Raw genomic sequence first — 15697 nt, forward strand, 5'->3', positions numbered from 1 at the left:
GTCCAGTGGCACGGCCGGGGGCGCTTCGCCCCCCGCTCGGGCCTGCCGGCCCCTTCTCCGCTGAAAAAGGTCCACTGGACCTTTTTCCGGGCGCTTCGAAGCCCCAAGGATATTTATCGTCCAAAGCAGGAGCGGATCAGCTTGCCTTGCGCAGCCGCGCCATGAAGAAGCCGTCCATGCCGCCCCGGTCGGGCCAATAGTCGGGCCGCGTGCGCAACCCGCCTTCGGGCGTGATCCAGGACGGATCGGTGCCGAACAGGTCCGGCTCCTCGACCGTCAGGCCGGGATGGCGGGACAGGGCTGCGGCGACCTGCGCCTCGCCCTCGTCCGGCAGCAGCGAGCAGACCGCATAGACCATCCGCCCGCCCGGCGGCAGCAGGGACAGGGCGTGGTCGATCAGCCGCGCCTGAAGGTCGATCAGGGCGGGAATGCCCGATCCGTCGCGCAGGAAGGGCAGGTCGGGATGGCGACGGATCGTGCCGGTGGCCGAGCAGGGCGCGTCAAGCAGGATGGCGTCCAGCGGCCCGTCCGGGCGCCAGTCCAGCGCGTCCGCCGCGACCGGATCGGCGGAAAGGCGGCAGCGGCGCAGGTTCTCGGCCACGCGCCTGAGGCGGGCGGGGCTGATGTCCACCGCCGTGACCCGCGCGCCGCTTGCCGCCAGTTGCAGGGTCTTGCCGCCGGGCGCGGCGCAAAGGTCGGCGATTCGCTCGCCCGGTTGCGGCGCCAGCAGGCGGGCGGGCAAGGCCGCGGCGGCGTCCTGCACCCACCAGTCGCCAGTCTCGAAGCCGGGCAGGGCGGAGACCTGTGCGGGGCCGTGGACGCGCAGGGACCCGGTGGGCAGCGGCTCCGCGCCCTCGACCGTAAGACCGGGCTTCGGCGTCAGGTCCAGGGGGGCTGCGGCCTGGTGCGCGGCCTCGATGGCCCGTGCCACGTCCTCTCCGTAGGCGGCGGCGACGGGGTCGCGCAGCCAGGCGGGCATCGGCTGCGGGGGCAGATCCGCCCAGCCCTGGTGGGCGGCGACCTTGCGCAGCACGGCATTCACCATGCCCGCCGCCGCCTGCCCCTTCTGGCCAAGCCCGCGCGTCAGGCTGACCGCCGCATCGACGACGCCATGGGCGGCCGCGCCCAGCTCCAGCAGCTCGACCGTGGCCAGCCGCAGGATGTCCGCGACCGGGGTGCTGGGCTTGCGGTTGACATAGGCCGCGATCACCTGGTCCGCGCGGGCGTGGTGGCGCAGCACGGCGGCGGCAAGCCGCCCGGCGCGGGCCTGGTCGGCGGGCGACATCGCCTTCAGCGCGCCTGTCTGGTCGGACAGCGACAGCCCGTCCCGTACGCCTGCCAGCAGGCGCAATGCGCCCGACCGTGCCATATCCAAGCCCCGCTTTGCCAAATCGCTTTCCTTTGCCTAAATCCGCTGAAAGACTGCCCGTGACTTTGCTTCAAACGGGACCCTTACGTTCATTCGGGGAATGTTGCCATGACCGATCTGCCACAAAACGAGCGGCCCGATCTGCCGCCCGAAGCCATCCGCGCCCTGGCCGAGGCCGAGGAACGCCGCAAGGCCGCTGCCGCGGCCCAGTCCTTGCCCAAGGAATATGGCGGGCGCGACGGGCCCGAGCCGGTCCGGTATGGCGATTACGAAAAGAACGGCATCGCGGTGGATTTCTGAGGATGGACTGGCTACGCGCCCCGGCCGCCCAGCAGGGGCGTGCGATCATGGCCGGGCTTCTGGATCCCATCGACCAGACCGAAGCCTATCTGGCCGCCATCAAGGCCCATCCTGACGGCGAGCGTATCTATGCCCGCGTGACCGAGGCCCGTGCCCGGTCCGAGGCCGTGGCCGCCCATGACCGCGCCAAGCTGGAACGGCGCCGCGGGTTGCTGGACGGCGTGCCGATCAGCTGGAAGGACAATATCGACAGCGGCGGCATCGTGACCGAGGCCGGATCGAAGCTGCTGGAAGGGCGCATTCCGCGCAAGGACGCGACCGTGCTGGCGCGCGCCTCGCGCATGGGGACGATCTGCCTGGGCAAGACCCATATGACGGAACTGGCCTTTTCCGGCCTGGGGCTGAACCCGAACACCGCGACGCCGCCCAATGCCTTGGACCCGGACCTCGCGCCGGGCGGGTCGTCCTCGGGCGCGGCGGTGTCGGTGGCGCTTGGGCTGGCGGCGGCGGCGATCGGGTCGGACACGGGCGGCTCGATCCGCGTGCCCGCGGCCTGGAACGACCTGGTAGGCTTCAAGCCCACGCATGCCTCGGTGCCGGAAAAGGGCGTCGTGCCCTTGTGCCGCAAGTTCGAGACCGTTGGCCCGATTGCCCGCACGGTCGAGGACTGCGCCGAGCTGTTCGCGCTGATGGCCGGGACCAGGGCCGCCGACCTGACCGGCGCCGATGTCGCCGGGCGCCGTTTCCTGGTGCTGGACGGGGTGCCTTTCGAGGGCGCCGAGGAAGGCCCGGTGGCGGCTTTCGAGAATGCGGTGGACCGCCTGGCCCGCGCGGGGGCGCAGATCACGCGGCTGTCCTCGGACTGGGTCGCCAAGGCGATGCCGCTGTCCTCCGCGCTTTTTGCGCCCGAGGCCTATGGCATCTGGCGCGCGCAGATCGAGGACGCGCCGGAACTGATGTGGAAGCCAATCCTGGACCGGTTCCGCAGCGGGGCCGAGGTCAGCGCCTCGGACTATGTCGCCGCCTGGGAAAGCCTGGTGCGGATCCGGCGCAAGTGGGTCAAGGAAGTCGCCTCTCCCCATGACGCGGTCCTGCTGCCCACCGTGCCGATCCTGCCCCCCAATGCCGCGCGGCTGATGGCGGACGAGGCGGAATTCGTGCGCGCCAACCTGCTGACCCTGCGCAACGCGCGCATCGGCAACCTGCTGGGCCTGCCGGTCTGCACGCTGCCCACGGGCAGCCCTGCCTGCGGCATCTCGGTCATGGGTCACGCGGGGCGGGACGGGCATCTGCTGCATGTGGCGGCCGGGGTCGAAACCGCCCTAGCCGTGGCTTGAGATGTGGGGGCATGTCCGGCTTTCGCTGGACGCAAGGGCGCGATCAGGCTAAACTTTCCGCTGATAAACGGGGCCAAAGACCCTGAAAGCGAGGCAGAATGGCAATCCCCGAGCGGTTCTCGAACCTGCCGGACTATGCGTTTCCGCGCCTGCGGGCGCTGTTGTCCGGCATCGAGCCCGGCTTGAAAGACGGTGAAACCCCGACGGTCCTGACCATCGGAGAGCCGCGCCATGCCATGCCCGATTTCGTGGCCGAGGTGATGGCCGCCAACATCGCCGGATTCGCCAAGTATCCGCCGAACGACGGCACGCCAGGCCTGCTGTCTGCGATAGGGGACTGGCTGGGGTCGCGCTATGGCCTGAATGTTGCGCCCGAGAGGATCATGGCCCTGAACGGCACGCGCGAAGGGCTGTTCAACGCGGCCCTGGCCTTGTGCCCGGAACGGAAGAACGGCCAGCGGCCGGCGATCCTGATTCCGAATCCCTTCTACCAGGTTTATGCGGTCGCCGCCGCCGCCGTTCAGGCCGAGCCGGTCTTCGTGCCCGCCACGCCCGACACGGGCAACCTGCCCGATTACGCCGCCCTTCCGCCTGAGTTGCTGGACCGCACGGCCATCGCCTATCTGTGCTCGCCCGCCAATCCGCAAGGGGCCGTCGCGGACCGTGACTATCTGGAGCAGCTGATCGCCCTGGCGGACCGGCACGATTTCCTGGTCTTCGCCGACGAATGCTATTCCGAGATCTGGCGCGACGCCCCGCCGCCGGGCGCGCTGGCGGTGGCGACCGACATGGGGCTGGCCGACCGGGTGGTGATCTTCAATTCACTGTCGAAACGCTCGAACCTGCCCGGCCTGCGGTCGGGCTTCGTCGCGGGCGCCGCTGCCGACATCGCCCAGATCCGGCGCCTGCGGGCCTATGCCGGGGCACCCTTGTCGCTGCCCGCGCAGGCGGTCAGCGAGGCCGCATGGCGGGACGAGGCGCATGTGGCGGCCAGCCGCGCGCTTTACCAGCAGAAATACGCCATCGCCGACCGGGTGCTGGGCAATGTGCCGGGATACCGGCCGATCCAGGGCGGGTTCTTCCTGTGGATGCCTGTCGCCGATGGCGAGCAAGCCGCAAGGACCCTTTGGGCGCAAGCAGGCATCCAGGTGCTGCCGGGGGCCTATCTGTCCCGCGCGGTGGACGGGCACAATCCGGGCCAGGGCTTCATCCGGGTGGCCCTGGTGGCGGATGCGGAACAAACGGAACCGGCGCTGCAGCGGCTGCGCGCGGTGCTGTATGACGGAAAGACGGACGGGGAAGGGTAAGGAACGATGGCAAGCTGGCACGCAAGACACCGCGATCCCCTCTTCGACCAGTCCACGCAGGCCGCGCTTGAACGGCGCGGCAAGGAACTGCTGGGCGGCCTGCTGGTCGTCGTCGGCATCGCCGTCGCGATGATGCTGGGCAGCTGGTCGGCCGAGGATCCCAGCTTTCTGTCCGCCACGGATGCGCCTGCGCAGAACATGCTGGGCAGCTTTGGCGCCTATGTCGCCTCGCCGCTGATGATGATCGCGGGGCTGGGATCCTGGATGCTGGTCCTTGCCCTTGTCGTCTGGGGCCTGCGCTTCATGCTGCACCGGGGCGAGGACCGCGTGATGCGGGGGCTGTTCACCCCGATCGCGGTGGCGCTGGCGTCGGTCTATTGCAGCACGCTGGTGCCGGGCGAGGCTTGGGAACAGACCTATGGCCTGGGCGGGCATTTCGGCGACATGATCATGGGCGCGATGCTGAACGTGTTGCCGATGAAGGCGCAGATCGGCATCCGGCTGGCCGGGCTGATCGTCGCCCTGGGGACGCTGGCCATGACCGCCTTTGTCCTGGGATTCGAGCGGGCGGAACTGCGCGTCTTCTGGCGGCGCTTCGTGACGGGGCTGCTGATCGCCCATGACCTGGCGTTGCGGGCCGCGGGCCGGGGTGTCGCGGCATCGGCCGGGCTGAAGGGCCGGCTGGCTGCCCGGCGCGAGGCCAGGGCCGCGCAGCCGGGACCCGCGCCGCGCACCCCGGTCGTTTCGCGGCGCAAGTCCGCCGCCCCGGCCTTCGAGCTGGAGGAAGACCTGCCCGAACCCGAGCTGATCGAGCGGGATGCCGATTACGAAGGCGACGCCCCTTCGGCCGAGGAGGTCAGCGGCCGGATCAACGACGCGATCCGCACCCGGTCGGGCAAGCCCTCGGTCCTGGCGACCGTGACCGCGCGCCTGACGCGCGAAGGCAACCGCGAGGCGGCAGACGAACCGGCCGCCGCCATCGCTCCCGTCATCGCCGACATGCCGCGCGTTGCCGTCGCCTTGCCGAAAAAGCCTGCGGCCCCCTCTCGCCCTGCGCGCGACGACGCCGAGGCGGATCTGCCGTTCGCCGAGGGTCTGAACGCCTATGAACGCCCGCCGCTGGAACTGCTCACGGCGCCCTCGGCCGGCGACCAGGCGCAGATCTCCGAAGAAGTGCTGATGGACAACGCGCGGATGCTCGAGGCGGTGCTGGACGATTACGGCGTCAAGGGCCAGATCACCGAGGTCCGGCCCGGTCCCGTGGTCACGCTTTACGAACTGGAACCGGCGCCCGGGCTGAAGGCATCCCGCGTGATCGGCCTGTCCGACGACATCGCGCGGTCCATGTCGGCCCTGTCGGCGCGTGTGTCCACCGTGCCGGGCCGCACCGTGATCGGGATCGAGCTGCCCAATGCCCGCCGCGAAAAGGTGCTGCTGCGCGAGATCCTGGCCTCCCGCGCCTTTGGCGATGGCACGCAGCCCTTGCCCCTGGCGCTTGGCAAGGACATCGGCGGCGATCCGGTCGTGGCGAACCTGGCCAAGATGCCCCACCTGCTGATCGCGGGGACCACCGGTTCGGGGAAATCCGTCGCGATCAACACCATGATCCTGTCGCTGCTCTACAAGCTGACGCCGGACGAATGCCGGCTGATCATGATCGACCCCAAGATGCTGGAACTGTCGGTCTATGACGGCATCCCGCACCTGCTGTCCCCCGTCGTCACCGATCCCAAGAAGGCGGTCGTCGCTCTGAAATGGGTCGTGGGCGAGATGGAGGATCGCTATCGCAAGATGTCCAAGATGGGCGTCCGCAACATCGAGGGCTATAACGGCCGCGTCCGCGAGGCGCTGTCGCGGGGCGAGATGTTCAAGCGCACCGTCCAGACCGGCTTTGACGAGGACACGGGCGAGCCCATCTTCGAGACAGAGGAGTTCAAGCCCGAAACCTTCCCCTATATCGTCGTGATCGTGGACGAGATGGCCGACCTGATGATGGTCGCGGGCAAGGAGATCGAGGCCTGCATCCAGCGTCTGGCGCAGATGGCCCGGGCATCCGGCATCCACCTGATCATGGCGACGCAGCGCCCCTCGGTCGATGTCATCACCGGCACGATCAAGGCGAACTTCCCGACCCGGATCAGCTTCCAGGTGACCTCGAAGATCGACAGCCGCACGATCCTTGGTGAACAGGGGGCCGAACAGCTGCTGGGGCAGGGCGACATGCTCTACATGGGCAACGGCGCGCGGATCACCCGCATCCACGGCCCCTTCTGCAGCGACGAGGAGGTCGAGGAGGTCGTGACGCACCTCAAGTCCTTCGGGCCGCCGTCCTACAAGTCGGGCGTGGTCGAGGGTCCCGAGGACGAGGTGGCGTCCGACATCGACGCGGTGCTGGGTCTTGGCGGCGAGGGCGGGGACGATGCGCTTTATGACCAGGCGGTGATGATCGTCGCCAAGGACCGCAAGTGTTCGACCAGCTATATCCAGCGCAAGCTTGCCATCGGCTACAACAAGGCCGCCCGCCTGGTCGAGCAGATGGAGGAGCAGGGGGTGGTTTCCGCCGCCAACCACGTGGGCAAGCGCGAGGTTCTGGTGCCCGAGGTGTAAGGCAGCCGCCACAGGCCTGGCGGGGCAGGGCGGCCACGCGGGACAAGGTGGACCTTGCCCATGCCTCTGAAGGCCAGTTGCCTGCTGCCTCTGGGCAAGGCCGCGCGTTTGATCCTGTGCCGGGACCCACGTGTCACCCGGCGCGGGGGCGGCAACCGTCCTGCCGTCCTGCCGTCCTGCCGTCCTGCCGTCCTGCCGTCCTGCCGTCCTGCCGTCCTGCCGTCCTGCCGTCCTGCCGATTCTGGCAGCAGGACCATTGCCGATCCGCGAAGGACTGTTGTCGGGAAACCCGTCGCGAAGCCCGGCGTGGATCGGACGACTGGTTCACGCCATCCTTCTGGTTGCGACCATGGGCGCCGCAGCGCCCGCAAGGGCAGACGTGGTCCGAAGGCGCTTCACGCCACAGTTACGTTTCGCGGCCGCTATCCCGTTGGAACCGGGCCGCAAAATGCGCGTTCATCCCCCGAAGCCCAGTGGCCGGCGGATGCGGCCACATTCACTCCCTCCCTCGATGCCCCGGCGTTCCCACGTCGGGGCTCTTTTTCATTCCCGGCCATGCGGCGCGGTCCAGTCCAGATCCGGGCCGATGGGGATGATCCGGTGCGGGTTCACCACGTCGTGGCTGAAGTAGTAGTGGCGGGTGAAATGGTCCGGGCGCACCGTCGCGGCCACGCCGGGCATCTGATACAGCTCGCGCGCCCAAGCCCAAAGGTTCGGGTAATCGACGATCCGGCGGCGGTTGCACTTGAAATGCGTGTGATAGACCGCGTCGAAGCGGGCGATGGTGGTGAACAGGCGCCAATCGGCCTCGGTCAGCCGGTCGCCCGCAAGATAGCGGTTCCGGGCCAGCAGGCCTTCGATCCAGTCCAGGCTGTCGAACAGCGGGTGGACGGCCTTGTCATAAGCCTCTTGCGAGGTGGCGAAGCCGGCCTTGTAGACGCCGTTGTTGACCGTGTCATAGATGCGGTCGTTCAGATGCTCGATCTGCTGGCGCAGGTCCTCGGGCCAATAGTCGTCGCGGTTGCCGGTGATGGCGTCGAAGGCGGAATTGAACATGCGGATGATGTCGCTGCTTTCGTTCGACACGATCCGGTCGCCCTCGCGGTCCCACAGCACCGGCACCGTCACCCGCCCCGAGGCCTCGGGATCGGCACGCAGGTAGAGCTTGTAGAGATAAGGCTCGCCGAACAGCCGGTCGCCGGTCGCGCCGTCGAAGTCGGTCCGGAATTCCCACCCGTTCCACAGCATGTCGGGATGGACCACGGATATGTCGATGTGATCCGCCAGACCCTTGAGCGCGCGGAAGATCAGGGCCCGGTGCGCCCAAGGGCAGGCATAGGAGACATAAAGGTGATAGCGCCCGCTTTCCGCCCGGAAGCCCCCCTCGCCGGTCGGGCCGGGGCTGCCGTCGGGGGTCACCCAGTTGCGGTGCCTGGAGGTGTCGCGGACGAACTCGCCGCCGCTTGATCCCGTGTCATACCATTCGTCCTTCCAGACGCCGTCCACCAACTGGCCCATGCTCGCGCTCCTGCTGCTGCATGGGCCAACGGGCGGGGGCGGCGTCCAGTTTCAGGCGATGGCCTGGTCGCGGGTTTCCGTTTTCACCAGCAGCAGCGCCAGCGCGCCCAGCAGAAGCAGCGCGGCAAAGACGCCGATCGCGAAGCCGAAGCCCTTGGCGAAGACAAAGGCCAGCAGGCTGGGCGCGAGGATCCCGCCAAGCCGCGCCATGGCGCTGGCCGTGCCCATGCCGGTGCCGCGCAGGTGGGTCGGGTAAAGCTCGGGCGTGAAGGCGTAAAGCGCGCCCCAGGTGCCCAGCAGCGCAAAGCTCATCAGGATCAGCGCGCCCGCGACCATCGCGGTGCCCGTGGCTACCGTGAACAACGCGCAGCCCGCGGCGCTGAGCAGCAGGAAGCCCAGCAGCGTCGCGCGGCGGCCGACAGCCTCGACCCCCCAGGCGGCCAGCGCATAGCCCGGCACCTGCGCCAGGGCCAGCACCACCAGGAATTCGTATCCGCGCACGAAGCCGAAGCCCTCGGTCGCCAGTTGCCCCGGCACCCAGACAAAGACGCCGTAATAGGACAGCGACACCAGGAACCACACCGCCAGCACGCCGATGGTCCGCGTCCGAAGCAGGTCCGAGAAGATCGAGGTCTCGGCCCCCGTCGGCACCGATGCCGGAACCAGTTCGGCATCCTGCGGCAGCGGCTGCATCCCGTTCGTGACCAGAACCTTGTCGATCACCGCCCTTGCACCCGTCCTGTCGCCCTTGCGGATCAGGTACATGGGCGATTCCGGCAGCCACAGCCGCAGGAAGATGCCGATCAGCGCCGGAATGGCGGCGACGGCGAAGATCCAGCGCCAGGGCGCAGCCGCCCCCTGCGCCACGGCGATCCAGGCGGTCAGCGCCACGACGATCGTGCCCACGGCCCAGAAGCCTTCCAGCCAGACCAGCCAGCGGCCCCGGTTCCTGGGCGGCAGGAACTCGGCCATCATCGCGTAGTCCACCGGCAGCGTGCCGCCCACGGCCACGCCCGTCAGGAAGCGCAGCACCAGAAGCAGCGTGAAGTCCTGCGCAAAGACCGAGGCCAGCCCGAAGATCGCATCCATCCCCACGGTCAGCACCAGGATGTTGCGCCGCCCGATGCGGTCGGCGATGCGGCCAAAGGCAAAGGCGCCCGCGAACATCCCCAGGAAGAACACCGTGCCGATCTGGAAGGCCGTCACGCGTTCGATCCCGAAGGTCGCGGCGACCGAAGGCGCTGCAAAGCCCACAGCGATCACCTGTATGGCATCGGCCGCCCAGACCAGCCCGAAGATGCCCAGAAGCCGCCACTGGAACCGCCCGGCCCCGCCGCGCGCCAAGGCCTCGTCCACCGTCAACTGCATGTTGCCCCCCCCCTTGCCGGATGGCATTGCTTAGCGCCGGTTTCCCTGTTCACCAAGCAGCGATTGAAGGGACACGAAAATTTCCTGCCGCTGCGTCAACTCGACTCCCCGGGGTCATGCCGCTAGGTTCCCGCGCAAAGGAGCCTGTCCATGTTCACCATAGCCACCTGGAACATCAACTCGGTCCGCCTGCGCGAGGGGCTGGTCGCCCGCTTCCTGAGCGAGGAAGCGCCGGATGTCCTGTGCCTGCAGGAATGCAAGTCTCCGGTCGAGAAGATCCCCCTGGAGCAGTTCCGGGCGCTTGGCTATACCCATGTCGTGGCGCGCGGACAAAAGGGCTACAACGGCGTGGCGATCCTGTCGCGCCTGCCGATCACGGATGCGGGCGACCGCGACTATGCCAGCCTGGGCCACGCCCGCCATGTGGCCGCACGGCTGGAAAACGGCGTGACGATCCACAACATGTACGTGCCGGCGGGCGGCGACATTCCCGACCGGGAGCAGAACGAGAAGTTCGGCCAGAAGCTGGATTTCGTCGCCGAGATGCGCGACGTCTTCCATGCCGACAACCCCCGCAAGTCGATCCTGGTCGGCGACCTGAACATCGCCCCGCGCGAGGATGACGTCTGGTCGCACAAGCAGATGCGGAAGATCGTGAGCCACACCCCCATCGAGGTCGATCACCTGCTGGCGGCGCAGGACGCGGGCAACTGGGTGGACGTGACGCGGCAGGACATTCCGGCGGGGCTGCTTTATTCCTGGTGGAGCTATCGGGCCAAGGACTGGGACGCCGCCGACAAGGGCCGCCGCCTGGACCATATCTGGGCCAGTGGCGACATCGCCAACGCCGCCCATGCCAGCCGCATCCTGCGCCCCTGCCGGGGTTGGGACCAGCCCAGCGACCATGTGCCGGTGCTGGCAAGCTTCGATCTCTGACCCTTTCATCTTCGCCCAGACATCCCGCAGGGGGGCTGGGGGCGTGAAGCCCCCCGGCCTTGCCACCCCCAAACAACCCTTCCCCTTCAGCGCGCCAAACCCCATATTGCCCCCAACCGTTTCGACCCGAACCATCTGGGGATCCCATGACCATGCTTTTCGACGGCGCCACGGATGCGCCCAAGACCGCCGATTTCATCAAGGACGTGACCGAAGCGACCTTCATGGCCGAGGTCGTTCAGGCCTCCATGCAGGTGCCGGTGATCGTCGATTTCTGGGCGCCCTGGTGCGGACCCTGCAAGACGCTCGGGCCCCAGCTGGAAGCCGAGGTCGCGCGCCACAAGGGCCGCGTGCGGATGGCCAAGGTCAACGTGGACGAAAACCAGATGATCGCGGCGCAACTGCGCGTCCAGTCGATCCCGACCGTTTACGCCTTCTTCCAGGGCCAGCCGGTCGATGCCTTCCAGGGCGCGGTCCCGCAAAGCCAGATCAAGCAGTTCGTGGACAAGCTGGCCGGGCTGTCGGGCGATGATGGCGGCCTTGCCGAGGCCTTGGCTGCGGCCGAACAGATGCTGGAGGAAGGCGCCTTCGCGGATGCCGCCGAAACCTTTGCGGCGATTGCGTCCGAGGATCCCTCCAGCAACGATGCCTGGGCGGGCCTGGTCCGCGCCCATCTGGCCGCAGGCGATCCCGATGCCGCGCAGGCGGCCTTGGACCAGGTCCCCGCCCCCGCCGCCGCCAGCGCCCCGGTCGAGGCCGCGCGCGCCCAGCTGCACCTGGCCCGGCAGGCGGCGAATGCCGGTCCCCTGGGCGATCTGCAGGCCCGAGTCGAGGCCGATCCGACGGACCAGCAGGCGCGGCTGGAATACGCGCAGGCGCTGCACGCCGCGGGCCGGGTCGAAGAGGCCATCGACATCCTTCTGGACAGCTTCCGCCGCGACCGCGACTGGAACGATGGCGCGGTCAAGGCGCAGCTTCTGACCATCTTCGACAGCCTCAAGCCCAGCGATCCGCTGGTCCAGAAGGGCCGCCGCCGCCTGTCTTCGCTGATCTTCGCCTGACCCGCGCCATGCTGTTCCGCTTCGATCTGCCCCCGCGCATCGCCCTGTTCCCCCTGGCAGGGGCCGTGCTGATGCCGCGCGCGCGGATCCCGCTGCATGTGTTCGAGCCGCGATACCTGCAGATGCTGGACGACACGCTGAAGACCGACCACCGCCTGATCGGCCTGATCCAGCCCGAGGGCGAGGGCCTGGCCACGATCGGCTGCGCGGGCCGCGTGGTGGCCTTTTCGGAAACCGACGACGGGCGGCAGATGATCTCGCTGCGGGCGGTGTCGCGCTTCCGCCTGGCCCAGGTGAAGGACGGCTTCACCCCCTATCTGGTGGGCGAGGTGGACTGGTCCTCGTTCGAGCGCGACATGAAGGGTGCCGAGGAGGATCCGGCCATGGACCGCGAGGCGCTGTTCCCGCTGCTTCGCCGCTACATGGAGGCCCATGAGCTGTCCACCGACTGGGACGCCGCGGCCGAGGCGCAGGACGAGGCGCTGATCAATTCGCTGTCCATGGTGCTGCCCTTCTCGCCCGGCGACAAGCAGGCGCTGCTGGAAAGCCCGACCCTGGCGGACCGGCGCGAACTGCTGCAAGGGCTGATCGAATTCGCCCTGCATGGCGGCGACAACGAGGAACGACTGCAATGAACCACCCCGACCAATCCGGGGCCGGCCATCCCGGCTTCGACCGCCACATGCTGGAGGCGCTGGTCTGCCCCGTCACCCACGCGACGCTGTCCTATGACGCGGCGCGGCAGGAACTGGTGTCGAAGGCCGCGGGCCTTGCCTTCCCGATCCGCGCCGGGATCCCGATCATGCTGGTGGGAGAGGCCCGCCAGATCAAGGCGGACTGATGGTGGACCGGTCCGACCCGCTTGTGGCGATGCAGGACAGGCTGCAGCCGCGCCTGCCGCTGTGGGTCAAGGCCGTTATCACCCTGTGCTGCCTGATCCAGGCCGCGGTCATTGCCGCCGATGTCCTGGACTATCCCATCGTGCGGCAGGCGCTGCTGATCTTTGGCGGCTTCTGGTCGCCGGTTGTCTGGGCCGGGCAGGGGGTCTTTCCGGGCCATGTCCTGACGATGTTCGCAACCTACGGCTTTCTGCACGCGGGGCTGCTGCACCTGGGCATGAACATGCTGTCGCTGGTGGCCCTTGCGCGGGAACTGAACCGCCTGATCGGCGCGCGGCGCATGGCGCTGGTCTATGCGGTCACGCAGGTCGCCGCCGCGCTGCTGTTCGCGGTCATGACCCCGGACGGCGGGCCGATGATCGGCGCCTCGGGCGCGATCTTCGGGCTGGCGGGGGCGCTGATCGGCTTTGCCGCCGTGACCGGCTGGCGCCGCCGCCGTCCCCTGGGGCAGCTGTGGCGCGGGGTCGCCATGATGGTGGTGCTGAACGTCGCCCTGACCGTGCTGATGCCGTCAGTCGCCTGGGAGGCGCATCTGGGCGGGGTCCTGGCGGGACTGGCACTGGGTGCGGCCATGGCCATGACCCGCAGCCCGCGTCCCTCAGCCCTCCTCTGACGGGGCCGCTTCGGGATCGGCCTGCCCTTCCGCCGCGGCGATGCGGCGCAGGATCTGGCGGAACGGCTCGGCCGGGGCGGTTGCCAGCAGCGCCGCCGGATCGCCGGTCCTTTCGGCCAGATGCTCGGCCACGACCCGGTGGCCCAGGCTGTTGCCCGTCCATTTGCGCAGGTCGCCCTTGCCCCCGAACCAGCGGGCATGGTCGTAATCGCGCCGCGCCCATTCGTTCATCGCTTGCCGCATCGCCCCCGGCGCGTGCCTGACGCTGTCGCAGGGATCGGGCTGGCCGCCCAGCACCTGCAAGACGAAATGCCCGGCCAGCCCTTCGCTGACCAGGGCCTCGCCCAGGGACTTCCCGTAGCCCGGCCCGGTCCATCGGATCAGATGCGCCATCTGGCGGACCAGGGCGCGGGTGAAGGACGCGGCGTCGAACCGGTCAGGGGTCAGCGCGATCTCGATCACGCCCGGCGCGGGGGCATGGCCCTGCACCGCGCCATCGGCCGACCGGTCCTGCCGCGCGCGCACCACCAGATCGAAATCCGGCAGATCGACATGGTCCGATGCCCGCGCCACAGCCTCGCGGCTGGCCTGCCGGATCTCGGACAGGACGCATGTCAGGTCATGGCGCGCGTTCAGAAGATGGATGTTCCAGACGCTCATGAAGCCGGGATATAGCGTCTTGTGCAGGCGCGTGCCAGCGGCGCGGGGCCTGCGGCGGGTCTGAGCCCATCCCTGTGCCCCCGCATGGCCGGGCGACAGTCGGAGCAGGGGATTTGCAGTTTTGAGGCCGTTCTTGACGGGCGTATACTATGCGGCGTCTCGAAACGGCTTCGAGTCGAGGCGTAATGGCTGTTGTTCTTCAAAGGAGATCTGACATGGCTCTCGCGAAAATAGCCCTTGCCATTCTGACCGTCGGCTTTCTTTCGCCCAATGCCGCCTTGGCGGAAGAACAGATCCTCCGGTTCAAGCTTGTCATCACCATGACCAGTGATGCGAAGATGGAACTCCCCAGCATTACCGAGCAATCCGTCACCGCCAACGAGGCGGTCGGCGTCGCGTATTTCGAGGACGGGCGCATCGCCTTCAAGCAATTCGCCCTTGCCACCGTCGGTGGAGAGAAGGACGGCAACTGGATGGGCCTGAGCACCTACACGTTCGAGAACGGGGACGCGCTCAACCTGAAGTTCAATGGAAGCTGGTCTCCTGAGGGCTCGCAGGTCGAGTATACGCTGCTGTCCGGTGGAGGCGCCTTCGAAGGAGCGACGGGCACTGGTGAGCTCACCGGTATCGGCACGTCGTGGAAGGAGGCACTTCTTTTCGAAGGCAGCTTCACCTTGCAGGTTCCTGGAACCTGAAGGCGCGGCCGGGCATCCTTGTCAGCCTTGGGCCTGCCCGCGCAGCGCATCGTGACGAAGACCAGGGCCGGCGGGCGGCCCGGCCGCGTCGATGCGTGCGGCAGAAGTCATTGCCCGTGCGGTGCTGCCTGACAGCTCTGTCCCGCAGGACGGCTTCTGCCGAGCCCCCGCCCCGGCATCGCAAGCAAAAGGCCCGGCACATCGCCGAGCCTTTCTTCGTCACGCAATTGCCGCAGCTATGCCACCAGCCGATAGCCGCCCGACTCGGTCACCAGCAGGCGCGCGTTGCTGGGATCGGGCTCGATCTTCTGGCGCAGGCGGTAGATGTGGGTTTCCAGCGTATGGGTGGTCACGCCCGCATTGTATCCCCAGACCTCGTGCAGCAGCACGTCGCGGGCCACCACCCCGTCCTGCGCGCGATACAGGAACTTGAGGATGTTGGTTTCCTTCTCGGTCAGGCGGATCTTGCGGTCCTTCTGGTCGATCAGCATCTTCATCGCCGGCTTGAAGGTATAGGGCCCAAGCTGGAAGATGGCGTCCTCGGACTGCTCATGGGTGCGCAGCTGCGCGCGCAGGCGGGCCAGCAGGACGGGAAACTTGAAGGGCTTGGTGATATAGTCGTTGGCGCCCGCGTCCAGCCCCAGGATCGTGTCGGCATCGGTGTCGTGGCCGGTCAGCATGACGATCGGGCATTTGACGTTCAGCTTGCGCAGCTTCTTGCACAGCTCGCGCCCGTCGGTATCGGGCAGGCCCACGTCCAGGATCACCAGGTCGAAGATCGCGCTCTTGGCCGCCTCGGTGGCCGCCGCGCCGCTGCCGGCCTCGGTCACATCGAATTCGTCGGTGGCGGTCAGCTGTTCGGCCAGGGCCTCGCGCAGGTCTTCCTCGTCATCGACCAGCAGGATTTTTTTCAGTCCGGGCATGTTGCCTCCTGTCACATGTTGCGCGATCAGGTGGGCAAGGCGCGCCAGTTCGTCCAGCATCATGTCGGAAATCTCACATGGAGTTGTCGGGAAAGGCGCTTATG

At 68.1% G+C, this 15697-nt stretch carries 15 protein-coding genes; 10 read left to right on the top strand and 5 right to left on the bottom strand.

Annotated elements, in window-relative coordinates; all coding sequences use genetic code 11:
• Positions 1–136: 136 nt before the first annotated feature.
• Positions 137–1369, bottom strand: coding sequence for an RsmB/NOP family class I SAM-dependent RNA methyltransferase (locus OU682_RS00780; protein ID WP_268940156.1), 1233 nt, complete (start codon positions 1367–1369; stop codon positions 137–139).
• A 108-nt stretch (positions 1370–1477) separates the two neighbouring features.
• Between OU682_RS00780 and OU682_RS00785 the strand changes: the two genes are divergently transcribed.
• The 4 genes from OU682_RS00785 (at position 1478) to OU682_RS00800 (ending at position 6920) form a co-directional block, all read left to right on the top strand.
• Positions 1478–1669 (top strand): DUF1674 domain-containing protein, encoded by a 192-nt coding sequence (locus OU682_RS00785; RefSeq protein ID WP_268940157.1) that lies wholly within the window; start codon positions 1478–1480, stop codon positions 1667–1669.
• Between the two features lie 2 nt (positions 1670–1671).
• Positions 1672–3006 carry an amidase gene (locus OU682_RS00790; protein ID WP_268940158.1) on the top strand — a complete coding sequence of 445 codons (1335 nt, stop codon included), beginning with the start codon at positions 1672–1674 and terminating at the stop codon, positions 3004–3006.
• A 98-nt stretch (positions 3007–3104) separates the two neighbouring features.
• Entirely contained in the window at positions 3105–4313 is a 1209-nt protein-coding gene (locus tag OU682_RS00795; protein WP_268940159.1) for an aminotransferase class I/II-fold pyridoxal phosphate-dependent enzyme, read from the top strand.
• 6 nt (positions 4314–4319) lie between these two features.
• On the top strand, positions 4320–6920 hold the full coding sequence (locus tag OU682_RS00800; RefSeq protein WP_268940160.1) for a DNA translocase FtsK: 2601 nt from the start codon (positions 4320–4322) through the stop codon (positions 6918–6920).
• Between the two features lie 543 nt (positions 6921–7463).
• Here OU682_RS00800 and OU682_RS00805 read toward each other — a convergent pair.
• Together OU682_RS00805 and OU682_RS00810 are read right to left on the bottom strand one after the other, a co-directional pair.
• The gene (locus tag OU682_RS00805; RefSeq protein ID WP_268940161.1) at positions 7464–8438 is read right to left on the bottom strand and encodes a glutathione S-transferase family protein; all 975 of its coding nucleotides are present in this window, start codon (positions 8436–8438) and stop codon (positions 7464–7466) included.
• A 51-nt stretch (positions 8439–8489) separates the two neighbouring features.
• Complete coding sequence (locus OU682_RS00810; RefSeq protein ID WP_268940162.1) at positions 8490–9806, bottom strand: MFS transporter; 1317 nt, start codon at positions 9804–9806, stop codon at positions 8490–8492.
• Between the two features lie 150 nt (positions 9807–9956).
• Between OU682_RS00810 and OU682_RS00815 the strand changes: the two genes are divergently transcribed.
• The 5 genes from OU682_RS00815 (at position 9957) to OU682_RS00835 (ending at position 13315) form a co-directional block, all read left to right on the top strand.
• A complete protein-coding gene (locus OU682_RS00815) occupies positions 9957–10742 on the top strand; it encodes an exodeoxyribonuclease III (protein WP_268940163.1) in 786 nt (261 codons plus the stop codon).
• A gap of 152 nt (positions 10743–10894) precedes the next feature.
• Complete coding sequence (gene trxA / locus OU682_RS00820) at positions 10895–11803, top strand: thioredoxin (protein ID WP_371832189.1); 909 nt, start codon at positions 10895–10897, stop codon at positions 11801–11803.
• 8 nt (positions 11804–11811) lie between these two features.
• Complete coding sequence (locus tag OU682_RS00825) at positions 11812–12438, top strand: LON peptidase substrate-binding domain-containing protein (protein WP_268940165.1); 627 nt, start codon at positions 11812–11814, stop codon at positions 12436–12438.
• Positions 12435–12644: a Trm112 family protein gene (locus tag OU682_RS00830; protein ID WP_268940166.1), complete on the top strand. Its 210-nt coding sequence runs from the start codon at positions 12435–12437 to the stop codon at positions 12642–12644. The genes OU682_RS00825 and OU682_RS00830 overlap by 4 nt, the downstream gene beginning before the upstream one ends.
• Positions 12644–13315, top strand: coding sequence for a rhomboid family intramembrane serine protease (locus OU682_RS00835; RefSeq protein WP_268940167.1), 672 nt, complete (start codon positions 12644–12646; stop codon positions 13313–13315). Before OU682_RS00830 ends, OU682_RS00835 begins: the two co-directional genes overlap by 1 nt.
• Here OU682_RS00835 and OU682_RS00840 read toward each other — a convergent pair.
• Positions 13301–13975, bottom strand: a complete 675-nt coding sequence (locus OU682_RS00840; protein WP_268940168.1) for a DUF2268 domain-containing putative Zn-dependent protease — start codon at positions 13973–13975, stop codon at positions 13301–13303. The two genes, OU682_RS00835 and OU682_RS00840, sit on opposite strands and share 15 nt — an antisense overlap.
• Positions 13976–14190: 215 nt before the next feature.
• On the opposite strand from OU682_RS00840, the gene OU682_RS00845 reads away from it, so the two are divergent.
• Positions 14191–14670 (top strand): hypothetical protein, encoded by a 480-nt coding sequence (locus OU682_RS00845; RefSeq protein ID WP_268940169.1) that lies wholly within the window; start codon positions 14191–14193, stop codon positions 14668–14670.
• A gap of 236 nt (positions 14671–14906) precedes the next feature.
• Here the strand turns inward: OU682_RS00845 and OU682_RS00850 are convergent, their stop codons facing one another.
• A complete protein-coding gene (locus tag OU682_RS00850; protein WP_268940170.1) occupies positions 14907–15593 on the bottom strand; it encodes a response regulator transcription factor in 687 nt (228 codons plus the stop codon).
• Positions 15594–15697 lie beyond the last annotated feature (104 nt).

It is taken from the genome of Paracoccus benzoatiresistens, from assembly GCF_026913015.1.
GTDB lineage: Bacteria > Pseudomonadota > Alphaproteobacteria > Rhodobacterales > Rhodobacteraceae > Paracoccus > Paracoccus benzoatiresistens.